The sequence below is a fragment of the Nocardia cyriacigeorgica genome, assembly GCF_010858045.1.
In the GTDB taxonomy this organism is placed as follows: Bacteria; Actinomycetota; Actinomycetes; order Mycobacteriales; family Mycobacteriaceae; genus Nocardia; species Nocardia cyriacigeorgica_E.
Map to the genome: position 1 here is coordinate 252,972 of NZ_JAAGVC010000004.1, position 16,811 is coordinate 269,782.

The window sequence follows — 16,811 nt, forward strand, 5'->3', positions numbered from 1 at the left end:
GTATCACCCAATTCGCACATCGGCCGCCGAGAGACGCAGAACACGATTAGGCTAGCCTTCCCTGGGTGATTTCTCCAGGGTCGACGGGCGGGTGTGTTTCGGTAGGGAAGGCGGCGCAATGGGTTTGAACCGACGACAGTTGCTGCGATCCGGTGTCGGTGTCGGCGCCGTACTGCTGGCGGCTGCCTGTTCGAATGGGACAGAATCAGCCGGTCCACCGCGGTCTGGCGGCACCTTGCGGGTCGGCGCGCTCGGCACCCCCGCACGCCTGGAACGCGATCCACACGCCAACCTCAGCAATGACAGCGATTTCCTCGTCACCTCGCTGGTCTACGACCCGCTGACGGTGCCGGCGGCGAACCCGACCGTGGCCGCGCGGCTGGCCACCGCGTGGGAACCGGACGCCGCGGGCAAGCGCTGGCGGTTCACCCTCGCCGAGGGCGCCACCTTCCACGACGGTAGCCCGGTCACCTCCGAGGACGTGGTCTGGTCGCTGCGCCGACTGCGCGAGCAGGGCGGGCCGTCCAAAATGCCCGTGGCGGCCGAGGACATCACCGCCGACGGACCGGGCCATATCGTGCTCGCCACACCCGAACCCAACTCGCAGATCCCGTTGCTGGTGCGTCTGATGACGTTCACCGTCAAGAAGGACACCACCGACTTCACCCAGCCGAACGGCACCGGGCCGTTCCGCTTCGAATCCTTCGAGGGCGGCACCGCCCGGCTGGTGCGCAACGAACGCTGGCACAGCACACCGGCACTGCTCGACGCCATCGAGGTCACCATGTTCGACAGCGTCACCGCGCTGGGCAACGCTGTGCTCGGCAACCAGATCGACCTGGCCTCCAATGTGGGGGCGATCGCCGGGCGCACCGCGGCCGGGCGCGGCGATCTCCAGGTGGTGCGCAGGGCGAACGACACCGTCGTCGGGGTGGCCATGCGCGCCTCCGACGGGCCCTTCGCCGATCCACGGGTGCGCACCGCGGTGCGCCTCGGCGTCGATCGCGGCGCGCTGGTCGACCAGGTGCATTCCGGGTACGGCACCGTCGCCAACGACATCCTCGGCACCGGGGATCCGTTGTACGACAAGGCCATTCCGCAGCGCTCCCGCGATATCGACCGCGCGAAGAACCTGCTGCGTGAGGCCGGGTTCGACACCGGCCGCGGCTACCAGCTGGTGACCAAGGCGGAGGCTCCGGGCGAGGTGGAGTCGGCGCAGGTGATCGCCACCCAGCTGGCCGATATCGGACTGCGGGTCGAGGTGGTGACGCAGGAGCCGAACACCTTCTACGACCAGACCTGGCTGCTCGCGCCGTTCTACACGATCTCCTGGGGCACCAACGATTCCACATTGTTCTTCGCCAACAGCCTGATGTCGAGTGCCTCCAACCGCAATGAAACCGCCTTCCGCGACCCGGCTTTCGACGCCGCCACGGCGAAAGCGCTGGCGGCGCAGAACCCGGCCGATCAAGCCGACGCCGCACGCGAGCTGCAGCGCATCCAGCACGAGCGCGGCGGCTACCTGGTGTGGGGCATGGCAGACGGCATCGATATCGCGACCACACGGGTACACGATCTGCCCACGCTCGGCGGTTACGCGCGGGTGCAACTGGAACGCGCCTGGTTGTCGTGATCAGGTTCGCCCGCCTGTTGATCCGGCGCGTCGCCCTGCTCGTCGTCTTGCTGGCGGCGGTGTTCGCGGCCGTCGATCTGCTGCCGGGCAGCACCGCCCGCGCCGTCCTCGGCCGTGACGCCACCGAGGCGGCGGTCGCGGCGAAGGAACGCGAACTCGGCCTGGACCGTGCGCTGCCGGTGCGCTTCGGCGATTGGCTCGCCGGCGTGCTCACCGGCGATTTCGGCCGGACCGCGCGCGGCAGACCGGTCGGTGAGCTGCTGGCCGACACCTTCCCGCAGACGCTGCTGCTCGGCGGCCTCGCTTTCGCGGTGACGATTGCCGCCTCATTGGCGCTCGGGGCCTGGTGGTCGGTGCGACCACGCGGCGCGCTCGGCCGCGTCCTGCAACCGAGTACCACGACCGCCGTCGCGGTGCCGGAGTTCGTGGTCGCGACGCTGCTGATCCTGGTGTTCTCGCTGGCCACCGGCTGGCTGCCGGCGGTGACCATCACCGGCCGTTCCGGATTCCCGGTCTCGGCCGACATGCTGGTGCTGCCGGTGCTCGCCCTGGCCATCCCGCAGATCGGCTGGAACACCAGGGTCGTGCGCGCGGCCCTGGCGGACGCCGCCCGGCTTCCGCATGTGGAAACGGCTGTGCTGGACGGGCTTCCGGAACGCACGGTGCTGACCCGGCATGTGCTGCCCTTCGCTCTGCCGACGATCGTCGCGAGCTTCGCCACCACCGTCGGCATGCTGCTCGGCGGTGCCCTCGTGGTGGAGACGATCTTCAACTATCCGGGGCTCGGGGCGCTGCTGGCCGCATCGGTCGCCGACCGGGACACCGCACTGATGGCGGCGGTCGTGGCGCTGACGGGTGTGGTGATCATGGTGATGCTGGCCGCGGCGGATGCGGTGCGGACCTGGGCGCTGCGGGGGCGGATGTGAACGCCGCGCGGGAGTTCCTTCGCGGCCGCGGATCGCGACGTCGACGGCCGGCCGGCCGCGCTCGAGCTACGGCGGTGATGCGGTGATGAACTTGCGGCGGATCGCGGCGGTGGCGCCCGCTGTGCTGGTGGTCGTGCTCGCGGTGCTCGGCCCGAGTCTGGCCGCGCGCGGTGCCGAGCAGCCCGTCGGGATCCCGTTCGCCGGCCCGAGTGGTGCGGCGTGGCTCGGCACCGACCGGCTGGGCCGGGATGTGCTGAGCCGTCTGCTGTACGGCGGCTGGGGCCTGTTGTTGACGGCCGCGGTGATCGCCGTCGTCGTGACCGTGGTGGCCGGCGTGCTCGGCGTCGTGGCGGCGCTACGTCCACGCGCGGGTGCGGTGATCGAACTCGGCATGGATTTCGTCATCCTGCTGCCCGCAGTCCTCGGCATCCTGCTCGTGCTGACGTCCTGGCCGGATGCGGGGGTGGCCGGCTTGATCGTGCTGGCCCTGCTCTTCGGCGCGCCCTACTGCGCCCGCGTGTTCGCCGCCGCGGCCGCGGGCGTGGCCGCCAGTGGCTATGTGGAAGCCGCGCAGGCCAGCGGAGAAACACTGCCCCACCTGGTGTTCCGCGAGGTGATGCCCAACCTGCGCGAAGTGTTCGCGACTCAACTCGGCCTGCGTTTCGTGGCCGGTGTCTACTTGGTAGCCACCGCCTCCTTCCTGCAACTGCCCACCACCCTTGGCGCCACCAACTGGGCCGTCATGGTCCGCGACAACACCTCCGGCCTCCTACTGAACCCATGGGCAGCGCTGGCCCCGAGCCTCGCCATCGCGATCGTGGCGGTCAGCGTGAACCTCGCGGTCTCGGAGTTCGGCCGGGACGTGGCGCCGAACGCCACGACGTCTCCCGGTGCCCGGCCCGCAGCCACCGGACCGTTCGAGGGTGTTGGGGCTGCTGGGTTTCGCGACGATGCGGGTGCGCGTGCTGCTGGTTCGAGTGCGGGAGCCGGAGGGGCGCGCGACGATTCGAGTGCGCGGGCTGCTGAGTTGAGCATGGGAGCCGTTGGGGATGCTGGGTCGCGCGATGTGGCAGGTGCGGCCGGGGTGGTTGCTGGGCGGCGCGACGGTGCGGGTGTTCCGCCCAACGCCGCCGATACCGGCGCGGGGGTAGCTGGTCGGGGCGACGTCGCGGGGGCTGGTAGCGGTGTGGGTGTGCGGGCGGCGGCCGGTGATGCGGTGCGACGGGTGGATGACGCCGCTGTGGTTGTGGACGGTGTCGTCGTGGTCGGATCGGGTGGGCAGAAACTGTTGGGGCCGGTCTCCTTTCGGGCGGGGCCGGGTGGGGTCACCGCGTTGACCGGGCCGTCGGGATGCGGGAAGACGACGTTGCTGCGGTTGCTGCTTGGGCAATTGCCGGAGGCGAATGTGCGCGTCGAGGGCGGGTTGACCGTGGCCGGGCGCTCGGTGTTGACGCTCGAGCAGGCGCAGTTGCGGGCCTTGCGCCGCGATCGGATCGCTTATGTCGGGCAGGATCCCGGTTCGGCGCTCAATCCGCTCATGCGGGTGCGGACGTTGCTGGCCGAAGTCGCGCGCGACAGCTCGGGCGCGGCCCTGACGCAGGTGCTGGAACAGGTCGGCCTGTCCGCCGCACACCTGGATCGCAGGCCCGACGAGCTGTCCGGCGGGCAGCAACGTCGCGTGGCCCTGGCGCGTGCGCTGGTCCGTGGCACCGGCATCCTGGCGTTGGACGAGCCGTTCGCCGGGCTGCACGCCGCGCTGCGCGCCGAGATCGCCGGCGTGATCTCGGGGATCGCGGCGACCGGCGTCACGGTTGTGCTCACCGGTCACGACACCGAGACCGTGCACTCGATCGCCGATCAGGTCGTCGAGCTCGGCAGTGTGTCGGCCCGCCGAGTGCGCGGCGACGCCTCGGCGTCCGGTGCCGAGCCGATCGTCCTGCGCGCGCAGCAGGTGTGCGCCTCGATCGGTGGGAAGCCGGTGTTGTCCGGGATCGACTTCACGCTCGCTCGCGGGTCGGCACTAGCCGTCGTCGGTGCCTCCGGCGCGGGCAAGACCACCCTCGCGCGGGTGCTGGCCGGCCTGCACCGGGAGGGCTCCGGTTCGCTCGAACTGGAGGGCGCGTCGCTGCCGCTCATTGCCTCGCGTAGGGATTCGCACGCGCACAACCGGATTCAACTCGTCACGCAGAATCCGAGATCCGCGCTCAATCCGCGCCGCACCGTCGCGCAGACGCTGGCTCGCCCGCTGGGCCGGGTCGCGAAACGTCGGGCGCAAGCCCACCGGGGGCAGATCGATCGGGTGCAGGCGCGTCTCTTCGATCGTCGATCGAAACAACGACTGCGGCAACAGATCTCCGAATTGCTGACGTCGGTCGAACTGGATCCCGCGCTCGCCACCCGCTATCCACATGAGCTCTCCGGCGGCCAACGTCAACGCGTGGCCCTGGCCCGCGCCCTTGCCGCCGAGCCCGCCGTCCTGTTGTGCGACGAGATCACCGCCGCGCTCGACCACGCCACCGCCGACGCCATCTTGTCCCTGCTCGACCGCATCCGCACCGAGCGCGGCACCGCCCTGCTGCTCATTACGCACGATATGGCAGTCGTCGCTGCCAACTGCCCCGACATCCTGGTCCTCGACCACGGCCGCCCGGTCGAGTCCGGCCCGAGCGCGACCGTCCTCGCCGCCCCGGACCACGCGGCCACCCGCGAGCTGCTGCACTGACCCGGCCCTGCGCACTCCACCGGCCGTCCGGGAGCTCCCACCGGACGAGGTCGGCGGCGATCGATTCATGCGCCGCCTCGACCCGGCGTTCGGGCTGTGCGGGAAACGGCCGAGCGCTCTCACGCCCCCGCGGGAAGGCCTACGCCGGCTCGCCCGAACTTGTCGTACCCCTCTGCCACACTGCTGAGGAACCAGAGGTCACAGGGGGTTTTCATGGCTCATTCCTTGGCAATCGCCGGCATCGCCATCTTCAGCACGGTCGCGGTCGCGGCGCTGCTGACGGGTGCTGTCGCGCACGTGCTCGGTGCACGCGCGCGGCGCAGCGCGGATTTCTGTTTCGTCGGCGACTGGGTCCCCACCTCCGGGTATTTCCAGCACCGTGAACGTCACCGGCATATCGCGCGAATCGAGTTCTGGTCCAACCTGATCGGCCTGCTGTGCACTCTCGGCGGGCTGGCAACACTCGTCTTCGCTCTCGGCGCCGGATAGTGCCGGGCGCGGGATCGGCATGAGGCGGGTGCCCGCAACACACGCGCCGGAAGCGGCCCGCCGGTTCAGGTCGCGCCGATGGACCGCGCGCCCATGGCGATATAGAACATCGTCAGCGTGAACAGGAACCACCCGGCGCCCTGCCAGATCACCCAGTTGCTGCCCCGTCGCCATTGCCGAAGCGTCTGCACGAAGGCGCCGATCCCGCCGAGCAGCGCCACCACGGTCGGCCCGATCAGGATCGCCGACTGGGCGGGCGCATCGCACATCAGCGGCTCGTGCTCACCGCAGTGCGCGCTCGCCCAGAACGCGGCGATGCCGAAGACGACGGCAGCTGCCCCGATCACAGACAGCGCGTACACCGCCGCCCGCCGGTAGGTTCCCTCGTCGGTCCAGCGTTTCTCCACGTCATCGGTCATATGCCCGCACCTCGACTGATCGGATATCTGCCGAATTGCCGCAACCCTCTGTCGCAAACGTGTCCGGCGGGGTCCGAGTGACCCACCCCACCGCGCGGCGCCTCTCACCGGCCGCACCGATCTGGATGATGGAAGGGTGCTCTCGAAGAAGACCGGCGCGATCGCCGTAACCCTCGCCGCGCTGGTGCTCGCCGGTTGCGGGATCGACCGCGACCTGGTGCCGATCCCGGAGGGGCTGCCGCCCGGCCCGGGCGCGCCGCTGCCCGTGATCGATATCGACGCTCCCGGACGCACCGCCGCCCAGCTGAACGCCTGGGCCACCGAACACGCCGACACGCTGCGCATCCCGGTGCCGGCGCTGGAGGCCTACGGGTACGCGGCCGCGGTGATGGTGCGTGCGCGGCCCGATTGCGGCATCGCCTGGACCACCCTGGCCGGGATCGGCAGCGTGGAGAGCAAGCACGGCACCTACCGCGGTTCGGAGGTGAGCGGGACCGGCCGTGTCGAGCCGCCGATCATCGGCATCGCACTGGACGGCTCCCCTGGCGTCGCGCGCATCCCTGACACCGACAACGGCGCCCTGGACGGTGATCCGGTGCACGACCGTGCCGTCGGCCCGTTGCAGTTCATCCCGGAAACCTGGAAGCGCTGGGGCGTGGACGCCAACGGCGACGGCGTGATCGATCCGCACAGCATCGACGACGCCGCCCTCACCGCCGCCCGCTATCTCTGCGACAGCGGCGGCGTGCTCACCACACCGGAGGGCTGGTCCAAGGCGCTGTTCACCTACAACCGCTCCGAGAGCTACATGATGGACGTGCGCGACCGTGCCGCCGCCTACAGCGTCGGCAGGCGGGTGTGAGGCCGCCCACGTGCGCGGCGCCGCCGAACAGCGGTGCACCCGGAGTGCCGGTTACTCCCACAGCGCGGTGGGCGTTAGGCTCGCAGCGCACGGCCAACACGTCAGCAACCACCGTGCCAGCAGCCGAAGGAGTGTCGTTTTCGTGGCCATCATCGAACAGGTCGGAGCTCGCGAGATCCTGGATTCGCGCGGAAACCCCACCGTCGAGGTCGAGATCGCCCTCGACGACGGCACGCTGACCAGGGCGGCCGTGCCGTCCGGCGCGTCCACCGGTGAGCACGAGGCGGTGGAACTGCGCGATGGTGGCGACCGCTACCTGGGCAAGGGTGTGCAGAAGGCCGTCGAGGGTGTGCTCGACGAGATCGCCCCGGCCGTCATCGGTCTGGACGCGGTGGAGCAGCGCACCGTCGACCAGGTGCTGCTGGATCTGGATGGCACCCCGGACAAGTCGCGCCTGGGCGCCAACGCCCTGCTGGGTGTGTCGCTCGCGGTGGCTCGCGCCGCCGCCGAATCCTCGGGTCTCGAGCTGTTCCGCTACCTCGGCGGCCCGAACGCCCATGTGCTCCCGGTGCCGATGATGAACATCCTCAACGGCGGCGCGCACGCCGACACCGGCGTCGATGTCCAGGAGTTCATGGTCGCCCCGATCGGCGCGCCCACCTTCAAGGAGTCGCTGCGCTGGGGCGCGGAGGTCTACCACGCCCTCAAGTCGGTGCTCAAGTCCAAGGGCCTGGCCACCGGCCTCGGTGACGAAGGCGGTTTCGCCCCCGACGTGGCGGGCACCCGTGAGGCGCTGGACCTGATCAGCTCCGCGATCGCCAAGACCGGCCTGAAGCTGGGCAGCGATGTCGCGCTGGCGCTGGACGTGGCCGCCACCGAGTTCTACTCTGACGCCGGCTACAAGTTCGAGGGCAACGTCCGGACCGCCGCCGAGATGGCGCAGTTCTACGCCGACCTGCTCACCGCCTACCCGCTGGTCTCCATCGAGGACCCGCTGTCGGAGGACGACTGGGACGGCTGGGTCGCGCTGACCGATCAGATCGGCGACAAGATCCAGCTGGTCGGCGACGACCTGTTCGTCACCAACCCGGAGCGCCTGGAAGAGGGCATCAGCAAGGGCGCCGCGAACGCGCTGCTGGTGAAGGTGAACCAGATCGGCACGCTGACCGAGACCCTCGACGCCGTCGAGCTCGCCCACCGCAACGGCTACAAGACCATGATGAGCCACCGCTCCGGCGAGACCGAGGACACCACCATCGCCGACCTGGCGGTGGCCGTCGGCAGCGGTCAGATCAAGACCGGCGCGCCCGCCCGCAGCGAGCGCGTGGCCAAGTACAACCAGCTGCTGCGCATCGAGGACGCCCTCGGTGATTCGGCGCGTTACGCGGGCGACGTCGCGTTCCCGCGCTTCGCGTTCGAGGACTGACAGCAGCGATACATGGGGTAGGGATATGACGGAGCGACGTGCGCGTGGTACCAGTCCAGCCGGACGAGGCGACCGCCGCACGTCGCGTGCCGCCCGCTCCCGCCCCGCCGCCGATCAGCACGGCCGGGCCGCGGCGCCGAGCCGGACCGCGCGGCGCCGCCCCGACGACAAGGCCGAGCCGCGCAAGATCAGCGCCCGCAAGAAGAAGTCGGCGGGCAAGGACACACCCGAACGCACCATCCTCGGTTTGTCCACCGGGAAGGCGGTCATCCTGGCGATGGTCGTGTGCGCGCTGGCGCTGACCCTGGCGGTGCCGATGCGCACCTATTTCAGTCAGCGGGCCGAGGCCGCGCAGCTGGCTCAGGAACGCAGGCAGCTCGAAGACGATCTGGCCCGGTTGCGTGATCGTCGCGCGCAGCAGCAGGATCCGGCCTATATCCGCTCCGAGGCCAAGGACCGGCTGCGCCTGGTGATGCCCGGTGAAACGCCGTACATCGTGCAGGTTCCCGGCATCGAGGCGCCAGCGCGTCCGGGCCCGACGACGCCGTCGCGGGAACCGGATCCCTGGTATACCGGCCTGTGGCGCAGTGTGTCCGAACCACAGCCCGCCCCCGAACCCGCACCGGCGACAACGACGCCGCCGGCCGCGCCCGCGCCGAACCCGGAAGGACCCAGGTGACCGAACCCGACGACCGGGATCTGCGGATCATCGCCGAACAGCTGGGCCGCACCCCGCGCGGGGTGCTCGCCATCGCCTACCGCACCCCCGACGGTGTGCCCGCGGTGGTGAAGACGGCGCCACGGCTGCCCGACGGCACCCCGTTCCCGACCCTGTACTACCTCACCGACCCGCGGCTCACGGCGGAGGCGAGCAGGCAGGAATCGGCGGGCGTGATGCGCGAGATGACCGAACGCCTCGGCAGCGACCCCGAACTGGCCGCCGCCTACCGCGCCGCCCACGAGAGCTACCTGGCCGAACGCGACGCCATCGAGCCGCTGGGCACCGATTTCACCGGCGGCGGCATGCCGGAGCGGGTCAAATGCCTGCATGTGCTGATCGCGCATTCGCTGGCCAAGGGCCCCGGTGTGAACCCGCTCGGCGACGAGGCCGTGGCGCTGGCCGCCGAACACGGCCTGCGTGGGACGGCGGTCCCGGCGGATTGGCCGCGATTCGAGCGGGCGGATCAGGACGCATGAGCCGGTCGGCGCGTTTCGGCCGGGTGCAGGAGGACACAGCATGAGTGACAGGGTCGCCGCGGTCGATTGCGGCACGAACTCGATCCGCTTACTGATCGCCGATATCGGCGCCGACGGCAAGCTCACCGACGTGCACCGCGAGATGCGCATCGTGCGGCTCGGCCAGGGTGTGGACGCCACCGGCAGGCTCGCGCCCGAAGCCATCGAACGCACCCGCGTCGCGCTCGCCGACTACGTCGCGCTCATGCGTGAACACCAGGTGGCCCGGGTGCGCATGGTCGCCACCTCCGCCACTCGCGACGCCGCCAACCGCGCGGATTTCTTCGCCATGACCAGGGCCGAACTCGGCGCGGTGGTGCCGGGCGCGGAGGCCGAGGTCATCACCGGCGATGAGGAGGCGCGGCTGTCGTTCTCCGGCGCGGTGGGCGAATTGCCCGATGCCGCAGGACCGTTCGTCGTGGTCGACTTGGGCGGCGGCTCCACCGAACTCGTGGTCGGTGACAGCGATGGCGTGCACGCCGCCTACTCCGCCGACATCGGTTGCGTCCGGATCACCGAACGCTGCCTGCCCGGCAACCCGCCCGACGCCGAACAGGTCACCGCCGCACGCGCTTTCGCCGCCGAACGCCTCGCCGAGGCCTTCACGCATGTGCCCGTCGATTCGGCGCACACCTGGGTCGGCGTCGCGGGCACCATGACCACCATCGCCGCCGTCGCCCTCGATCTACCCGAATACGACTCCGAGCGCGTTCATCTCACCCGGCTGACGCTCGAGCAGTTGCATGACGTCTGCGACCGCCTCGTCGCGATGAGCCACGATGAGCGTGCGGCCCTCGGCCCGATGCATCCCGGCCGCGTCGACGTCATCGGCGGCGGCGCCGTCATCACCGAGGTGCTCTCCGAAGAACTCGCCCGTCGCGCGGGCATCTCCGAACTCGTCGTCAGCGAACACGACATCCTCGACGGCATCGCCCTGTCCATCGCCTGAGTGCCCTCAGGTGCCCCGGTTCTGCAGCATCTGCTGATAGTCGGTGATACCAGGGGTGTGCCACCAGATCGGCTGCGCACCCGGTCCGCAATCCTGGCTGAAGGTTCCGGAGGAATTGCCCGCGAGCCGGAAATGGGCCTCATACAGGATGCGCAGGTTGCTGCACAGCCCGACGAGTGTGCCGGTGCCCGCACCGACGTCGGTGTTGGTGCAGGTGACGTCCAGCCGGGAACCCACCGGCGTCGCACCGCAGGTGACATGACCCGGCGGCGCGGCCTGCGCGGGCGGTGCGGTGAAAATGGCGGCCACGGCCGTGATCGCGAGCGCCCCGGCGCCCAGCGATGCTCGTGCGAAACGCATGTGATTCCCTCCCGGTGACGCGGCCATCCGCCGCGCATCGAGACTACCCAGAACTGCTGTGCGGAGGGAAGATCGAACTACTGAGCGCGTCAGCGCCGCGTCACGGCTGCGCTTCGGCCCGTCCGATGATCAGGTGCGCGAGCCGGTCCAGCGATTCCTGATTGCGCGCGGCGAAGAACAGGTTCTGCGCGATCCCCGGGATCAGGCTGCCCACGCCTCGGGACGCGCGCTCCGACATCCTGATCCGAGTGAGGTTCGGTTGCGGCTCGTCGAGGTCGAAGCGGATCCAGGCCGCGCCGATCAACCACAGGTGGGCGTCGAGTTCGAGCAGGTACGGCGGGTCGACGGCGGTGACCTTGGTGACGTCCTGCATGGTCAGCGGCCACAGGCCGACGCTGTGATGGATGCGAGTGCCCACGGCGGGCCAGCCACGGTCCACCACCCGGATATGCGAGGCGCCGACGACCCAGCTCGCGTACAACCAGCCATCGGCCAGGGCCGCGAAGGCCTGGTCGATCGGCACCGGCACCGTCACTTCGACTTCCGTCATCAGCGCACCGCCTTCGTCGTCGGGGCTCCCGGAGCGCCCGCACTCGCCACGGGTGTGATGTTCCCGGCCCGAGCCTAATCACCCTCGGCGAACCCGGCGCGCCGCGACGGATGCGGCACCAGCGCAAATCGCGCGAAGACGTCGCGGTTCGATGCATTTTCGGTGTGGATGCCTGTGCACAACGGCCGAACGTGGGATTGTCTGACCATGTCCGATGCAGTGAAGATCGAGCAATCGCCCGCCGAGCGGACGTTGTTCGGGCACCCGATCGGGTTGACGAACCTGTTCGGTGTCGAGATGTGGGAGCGGTTCTCCTTCTACGGCATGCTGACCATCCTCGGGTATTACCTGTACTACTCGGCCACCGAGGGCGGCCTCGGGATGGATCAGGACACCGCCGTGGGCATCGTCGGGGCGTATGGCGGCCTGGTGTATCTGTCCACCGTGCTCGGCGGCTGGGTAGCCGACCGGTTGCTGGGCATGGAACGCACCGTGTTCTACGGCGGCGTGGTGGTGATGGCCGGCCATATCGCCCTGGCCGTCCTGCCCGGGCTCGCGGGCGTCGGCGTCGGGCTGGTGCTGGTGGCACTGGGCAGCGGTGCGCTCAAGGCGAACGCCTCCTCGCTGCTCGGCACGCTGTACCCGCACGGCGATCCGCGCACCGACGGCGGTTTCACACTGTTCTATCTGGGCATCAATCTCGGCGCCTTCGTCGGTCCGCTGCTCACCGGGCTGCTGCAACGCGAGTGGGGCTTCCACGCCGGTTTCGGCGCCGCCGCCATCGGCATGGGGCTCGGTCTGGCCCAGTACGTGGTGTTCCGTCGCAATCTGGGCACGGCCGGGCGCAACGTGCCCGATCCGCTGCCGCCCAGCGCCATCGGCAAGGTGCTCGGCCTGGTCGCCGCGGCGGCCGTGATCGTCGCGGTGGCCGCGTTCACCGGGCTGGTGACCCTGGACAACCTCTCCGACGTCACCACCGGCGTCATCGCGGTCGCCTCGGTCGTCTACTTCGTGGTCATGCTCATCGACCGCAAGGTGAGCCCCGTCGAACGCAGCCGGGTACGCGCGTTCATCCCGCTGTTCATCGCCAACGCGGTGTTCTGGTCGCTGTTCCAGCAGATCTTCACCGTGCTGGCCGTGTATTCCGATGAGCGGATGGACTGGAACATCTTCGGCTGGACCGCCCCGTCGAGCTGGATCGGTTCGGTGGAGCCGGTGTGGATCATCGCGCTCTCGCCGCTGTTCGCGCTGATGTGGACCAAGCTCGGTTCCCGCGCGCCGAGCACCCCGCGCAAGTTCGCTCTCGGCGTGATCGGCATGGGCCTGGCGTTCTGGTTGTTCACGCCGATGTCGCAGAGCAGTGGCCGCGCGGTGCCCGCCCTGCTGGTGCTGTTCATCATGGGCGTGTTCGCCGTCTCCGAGCTGCTGATCTCGCCGATCGGCCTGGCCGTCACCACTCAGCTCGCGCCCGAGGTGTTCCGCGCGCAGATGATGGCGCTGTATTTCTTCTCGGTCGGTCTCGGTACTTCGATGTCGGGCACCCTCGCGCGCTACTACGATCCGGCAGACGAGTTCGCCTACTTCGGCATCATCGGCGCGGTCGCGATCCTCGCCGGTCTGGTTGTCGCCGGCCTCTCACCCTGGGTGAGCAGGCATATGGAAGGCGTCCACTGACCACCACCTGGGAGACCTCGAGACGAAGGAGATCGCCGTGGCGATACCGACCAGCCGCCGACAGCTGTGGCGCACCAAAAGCGTGGAGCAGTCGATCCGCGATACCGACGAACCCGATTCCAAGCTCCGCAAGGAGCTCACCGCGTGGGATCTCACGATCTTCGGCGTCGCCGTCGTCGTCGGCGCGGGCATCTTCACCCTCACCGCGCGCACCGCGGGCAATGTGGCGGGACCGTCGGTGTCGCTGGCGTTCGTCTTCGCCGCCATCGCGTGTGCGCTGACCGCCCTCTGCTATGCCGAGTTCGCCTCGACCGTCCCGGTGGCGGGCAGCGCATACACCTTCTCCTACGCCACCTTCGGTGAGCTGGCGGCCTGGATCATCGGCTGGGACCTGATCCTGGAATTCGCGCTGGCCGCGGCGGTGGTGTCGAAGGGGTGGTCGCAGTATCTGGGTGAACTGATGGGTTCGCGCTCGCCGATCCTGCATATCGGTTCGGTCGATTTCGACTGGGGTGCGGTGTTGCTCATCGCGGTGCTCACCACGCTGATCGCGCTCGGCACCAAGCTGTCCTCGCGGGTGTCGGCGGTGGCCGTCGCGATCAAGCTCGGCGTCATCGCGCTGGTGCTGGTGATGGGCGTGACCTACTTCAGCGCCGACAACCTCACCCCCTACATCCCCGAATCCAAGCCGGGTGAAGGCGGCGAGGGCGTGCACCAGTCGCTGTTCTCCTTCGTGACCGGCGCGGGGAACAGCACCTTCGGCTGGTACGGCCTGCTCGCGGCGGCGAGCCTGGTGTTCTTCGCCTTCATCGGGTTCGACGTCGTCGCCACCGCGGCCGAGGAGACCAAGAACCCGCAGCGCGATATGCCGCGCGGCATCCTCGGCTCGCTGATGATCGTGACGGTGCTCTACGTCGCGGTGTCGCTGGTGCTCACCGGCATGGTGCCCTACACCGAGCTGGCCGGTGACGACGCGACGCTGGCCACGGCGTTCGCCATCCACGGCGACACCTGGGTGAAGAACATCATCTCCGTTGGTGCGCTCGCCGGCCTGACCACCGTCGTCATGGTGATGCTGCTCGGCCAGACCCGGGTGCTGTTCGCCATGTCGCGGGACGGGCTGATGCCGCGCAAGCTCGCCCACACCGGCAACCGCGGCACGCCGGTGCGGATCACCGTCATCGTCGGCGCGGTGTGTGCGGTGCTGGCCGGCTTCATCGAGTTCGGCACGCTCGAGGAGATGGTCAATATCGGCACGCTGTTCGCGTTCGTGCTGGTCTCCATCGGTGTGCTGGTGCTGCGTAAGACCCGCCCGGATCTGCCGCGCGGGTTCAAGGTGCCCTTCGTTCCGGTGCTGCCGATTCTGGCCGTGCTGGCCTGCTTGTGGCTGATGCTCAACCTGTCGGTGGAAACCTGGCTGCGTTTCATTGTCTGGATGGCGCTGGGTTTGGTGGTGTACTTCGCATACGGCAAGCGGCATTCGGTGCTCGGGAAGTCCGTCTCAGAACAGAGGTGACACGATGCGCAATCCGTGGCGACGCAGGCGCCGGGCGGAACCTCCCGCCCGCGCCGTCGACCATTCCGGCACCGACCTGGTCATCCGCTGGATCGACGCGGTGACCACCGGACTGGCCGACGCGCCTCCCGGGCCGCCGGAAGCGGGGCCTGCCCGGGTGTGCGACGGCATGTTCACCGCCGCCACCATCGCCGCGGTGCTCATCGAGCGGGTCTCCGACCGCACCGAATACCGCGTCGCCAACAACCGCTGCCTGGCGGCGTCGGTCGAATTCATGAAGGTGCTCGGCGAGGACACCCTGCGCCGCTACCGCATCCAGTCCGACGCCCAGCCCGTCGGCCTGGACGAGGTGAACGCCGACGCCGACGAGCTCGCCATCGCCCGCCATCTCGCCCTGCTCGGCGAGGCCCTCCAGATCGCCCTGTGCAAGGTCACCACCGACCCCGCCCTGTCCGCTGAAATCCGCGAAACCGCCAACGAATCCGGCCTGCTCGCCGCCGACGTCCTCGTCGAAACCTGCCAGACCATCCAGTCCGACCCCACCACCTGACACGCCTCTCCGCCCCGGGGGATTCCGGTACACCCGTACGAGTCGGTAGGGTGAGCCGACGCCCCTATAGCCCAATTGGCAGAGGCAGCGGACTTAAAATCCGCACAGTGTGGGTTCGAGTCCCACTGGGGGCACCAGTGTCGGTGCAGGGCGGATGCTGTCCAGCGCATCCTGCGTCGGGCCGACCGGCTGATTCGGCCCGCAACGAGTCCGGAGTGCCGCCGCCCACCATCCGTGAGGCGTTTCGGTAGCCGCGCGGATCGGCTTACAGTGGCGTTATGACTGATCAGCGGGTTCCCGGTGGGGTGGTGCACGAGTTGCCCGACGATCTGCGCACGGCGTTGATCGGTAACTCGGTGGCGCTGGCCGCCTGGCACGACATCACGCCGCTGGCCCGCAACGAATTCATCTGCTGGGTCGAGGACGCGGTGCAGGCCCAGACCCGGGAGCGCCGTATCCGGCGCACCCAGGAGGAACTGGAGGAAGGCCAGCGGCGGCCGTGCTGCTGGCCGGGGTGCAAGCACCGCGAGCGCACGGGCCGCTGATTCCGCATTGCCGAGGTGCGGGCGCACCTGGCTGAGGTTCAGCCCTGCCGGGCCGCAGCCTCCGCGCGCGAATTCATGTCCGTCGGCTCGTGAGGTGGCCGACCAGTGGTTCGCGGCGGAGCCGGTTCAGGAGGATCGGGTGAGCTCGGTGCGTTCGGTGTAGACGCCGTGACCGACCTGTAGGTAGGACAGCCGGTCGGCCAATCGCGTGCTCACCCGACGGACGATGTCGTAAACGCGGGCGTCCTTCCCGATGACGACGCGCCCGCTGCCCTTCGCCGTCGCCTCGACCATCCGACGGGCCACCCGTTCCGGTTTCGCCGAGAAACCCTTCGCCAGCTTCTCGGGCGCACCCAGCTCCTGTGCCACCTTGCGCACGAGGTCGGTCCAGACCGATCCGGGCAGTACCGTGGTCACGGTGATATTCGTGCGACCCCGCAGATCCTGCGCCAAGCCGTAGCTGAACAGCGCGAGTGCGGCTTTGGACGCGCCGTACACCGCGGAGCCGGGTACCGGCACGATCGCCGAGAGGCTCGAGGTGTTCATGATGACCGCTTCGGGACGTTGTCGCAGGTGCGGGAGGAAGGCGCGGGTCAGCCACACCGCGCCGAAGAAGTTCACCCGCATCAGGGTTTCGATCCGCGAGTCGCTGAGATCGGTCACGGTCTGGAGTTCTTGGGCGATTCCCGCGATATTGAACAGTCCGTCCACCGGGCCGTGGGTGGCGATCACGGTATCGGTGAACGCCGTCACCGCCGCATGGTCGGAGATGTCGAGCCGGTGGGCGGTGAAGCGCGCCGGATCCGCGATCAGTGCGGCGGTTTCGGCCAGCGCCCGCTCGTCGAGGTCGGCGCCGATCACCACCGCACCGCGGCCGACCAGCTCCATGGTCACGCAGCGCCCGATTCCGTTCCCGGCTCCGGTCACCACGAACGTACGTCCGGTGATCTGCAT

17 protein-coding genes and 1 tRNA gene are annotated in these 16,811 nt (G+C 69.4%); 14 read left to right on the forward strand and 4 right to left on the reverse strand.

Annotated features, from left to right (window positions below):
- Nucleotides 1-118 precede the first annotated feature (118 nt).
- The 4 genes from GV790_RS06155 to GV790_RS06175 all read left to right on the forward strand — a co-directional run bounded on the left by GV790_RS06155 (nt 119) and on the right by GV790_RS06175 (nt 5,770).
- Nucleotides 119-1,633, forward strand: coding sequence for an ABC transporter substrate-binding protein (locus tag GV790_RS06155; RefSeq protein WP_163811412.1), 1,515 nt, complete (start codon nt 119-121; stop codon nt 1,631-1,633).
- Complete coding sequence (locus GV790_RS06160; RefSeq protein ID WP_163811414.1) at nt 1,630-2,559, forward strand: ABC transporter permease; 930 nt, start codon at nt 1,630-1,632, stop codon at nt 2,557-2,559. The genes GV790_RS06155 and GV790_RS06160 overlap by 4 nt, the downstream gene beginning before the upstream one ends.
- Before the next feature lie 85 nt (nt 2,560-2,644).
- Nucleotides 2,645-5,281 (forward strand): ATP-binding cassette domain-containing protein, encoded by a 2,637-nt coding sequence (locus tag GV790_RS31615; RefSeq protein WP_280212597.1) that lies wholly within the window; start codon nt 2,645-2,647, stop codon nt 5,279-5,281.
- Between the two features lie 213 nt (nt 5,282-5,494).
- Nucleotides 5,495-5,770, forward strand: a complete 276-nt coding sequence (locus GV790_RS06175) for a hypothetical protein (RefSeq protein ID WP_163811416.1) — start codon at nt 5,495-5,497, stop codon at nt 5,768-5,770.
- A 65-nt stretch (nt 5,771-5,835) separates the two neighbouring features.
- Here the strand turns inward: GV790_RS06175 and GV790_RS06180 are convergent, their stop codons facing one another.
- On the reverse strand, nt 5,836-6,189 hold the full coding sequence (locus GV790_RS06180; protein ID WP_163811418.1) for a hypothetical protein: 354 nt from the start codon (nt 6,187-6,189) through the stop codon (nt 5,836-5,838).
- Between the two features lie 136 nt (nt 6,190-6,325).
- Here GV790_RS06180 and GV790_RS06185 point away from each other — a divergent pair, with 136 nt between their 5' ends.
- From GV790_RS06185 to GV790_RS06205, 5 genes are all read left to right on the forward strand, one after another.
- The gene (locus GV790_RS06185) at nt 6,326-7,051 is read left to right on the forward strand and encodes a lytic transglycosylase domain-containing protein (protein ID WP_163811420.1); all 726 of its coding nucleotides are present in this window, start codon (nt 6,326-6,328) and stop codon (nt 7,049-7,051) included.
- A 142-nt stretch (nt 7,052-7,193) separates the two neighbouring features.
- On the forward strand, nt 7,194-8,477 hold the full coding sequence (gene eno / locus GV790_RS06190) for a phosphopyruvate hydratase (protein ID WP_138450834.1): 1,284 nt from the start codon (nt 7,194-7,196) through the stop codon (nt 8,475-8,477).
- A 25-nt stretch (nt 8,478-8,502) separates the two neighbouring features.
- Entirely contained in the window at nt 8,503-9,156 is a 654-nt protein-coding gene (locus GV790_RS06195; protein WP_175585810.1) for an FtsB family cell division protein, read from the forward strand.
- Nucleotides 9,153-9,674 (forward strand): DUF501 domain-containing protein, encoded by a 522-nt coding sequence (locus GV790_RS06200; protein ID WP_163811423.1) that lies wholly within the window; start codon nt 9,153-9,155, stop codon nt 9,672-9,674. The genes GV790_RS06195 and GV790_RS06200 overlap by 4 nt, the downstream gene beginning before the upstream one ends.
- Before the next feature lie 40 nt (nt 9,675-9,714).
- Complete coding sequence (locus GV790_RS06205; protein ID WP_163811425.1) at nt 9,715-10,662, forward strand: Ppx/GppA phosphatase family protein; 948 nt, start codon at nt 9,715-9,717, stop codon at nt 10,660-10,662.
- Between the two features lie 6 nt (nt 10,663-10,668).
- Here the strand turns inward: GV790_RS06205 and GV790_RS06210 are convergent, their stop codons facing one another.
- Both GV790_RS06210 and GV790_RS06215 read right to left on the reverse strand, forming a co-directional pair.
- The gene (locus tag GV790_RS06210) at nt 10,669-11,022 is read right to left on the reverse strand and encodes a hypothetical protein (RefSeq protein WP_163811427.1); all 354 of its coding nucleotides are present in this window, start codon (nt 11,020-11,022) and stop codon (nt 10,669-10,671) included.
- A 100-nt stretch (nt 11,023-11,122) separates the two neighbouring features.
- Nucleotides 11,123-11,572, reverse strand: a complete 450-nt coding sequence (locus GV790_RS06215; RefSeq protein ID WP_163811430.1) for an SRPBCC family protein — start codon at nt 11,570-11,572, stop codon at nt 11,123-11,125.
- Between the two features lie 207 nt (nt 11,573-11,779).
- Between GV790_RS06215 and GV790_RS06220 the strand changes: the two genes are divergently transcribed.
- The 5 genes from GV790_RS06220 (at nt 11,780) to GV790_RS06240 (ending at nt 15,857) form a co-directional block, all read left to right on the forward strand.
- Nucleotides 11,780-13,246, forward strand: a complete 1,467-nt coding sequence (locus tag GV790_RS06220; protein ID WP_163811432.1) for a peptide MFS transporter — start codon at nt 11,780-11,782, stop codon at nt 13,244-13,246.
- Between the two features lie 37 nt (nt 13,247-13,283).
- Nucleotides 13,284-14,762, forward strand: coding sequence for an amino acid permease (locus GV790_RS06225; RefSeq protein ID WP_163811434.1), 1,479 nt, complete (start codon nt 13,284-13,286; stop codon nt 14,760-14,762).
- 4 nt (nt 14,763-14,766) lie between these two features.
- Complete coding sequence (locus GV790_RS06230) at nt 14,767-15,312, forward strand: hypothetical protein (protein WP_138456220.1); 546 nt, start codon at nt 14,767-14,769, stop codon at nt 15,310-15,312.
- Between the two features lie 60 nt (nt 15,313-15,372).
- Nucleotides 15,373-15,449 (forward strand) — tRNA-Leu (locus GV790_RS06235).
- Between the two features lie 141 nt (nt 15,450-15,590).
- Entirely contained in the window at nt 15,591-15,857 is a 267-nt protein-coding gene (locus tag GV790_RS06240; RefSeq protein WP_163811436.1) for a YdeI/OmpD-associated family protein, read from the forward strand.
- 126 nt (nt 15,858-15,983) lie between these two features.
- Here the strand turns inward: GV790_RS06240 and GV790_RS06245 are convergent, their stop codons facing one another.
- Nucleotides 15,984-16,811 carry an SDR family NAD(P)-dependent oxidoreductase gene (locus GV790_RS06245; RefSeq protein ID WP_163811437.1) on the reverse strand — a complete coding sequence of 276 codons (828 nt, stop codon included), beginning with the start codon at nt 16,809-16,811 and terminating at the stop codon, nt 15,984-15,986.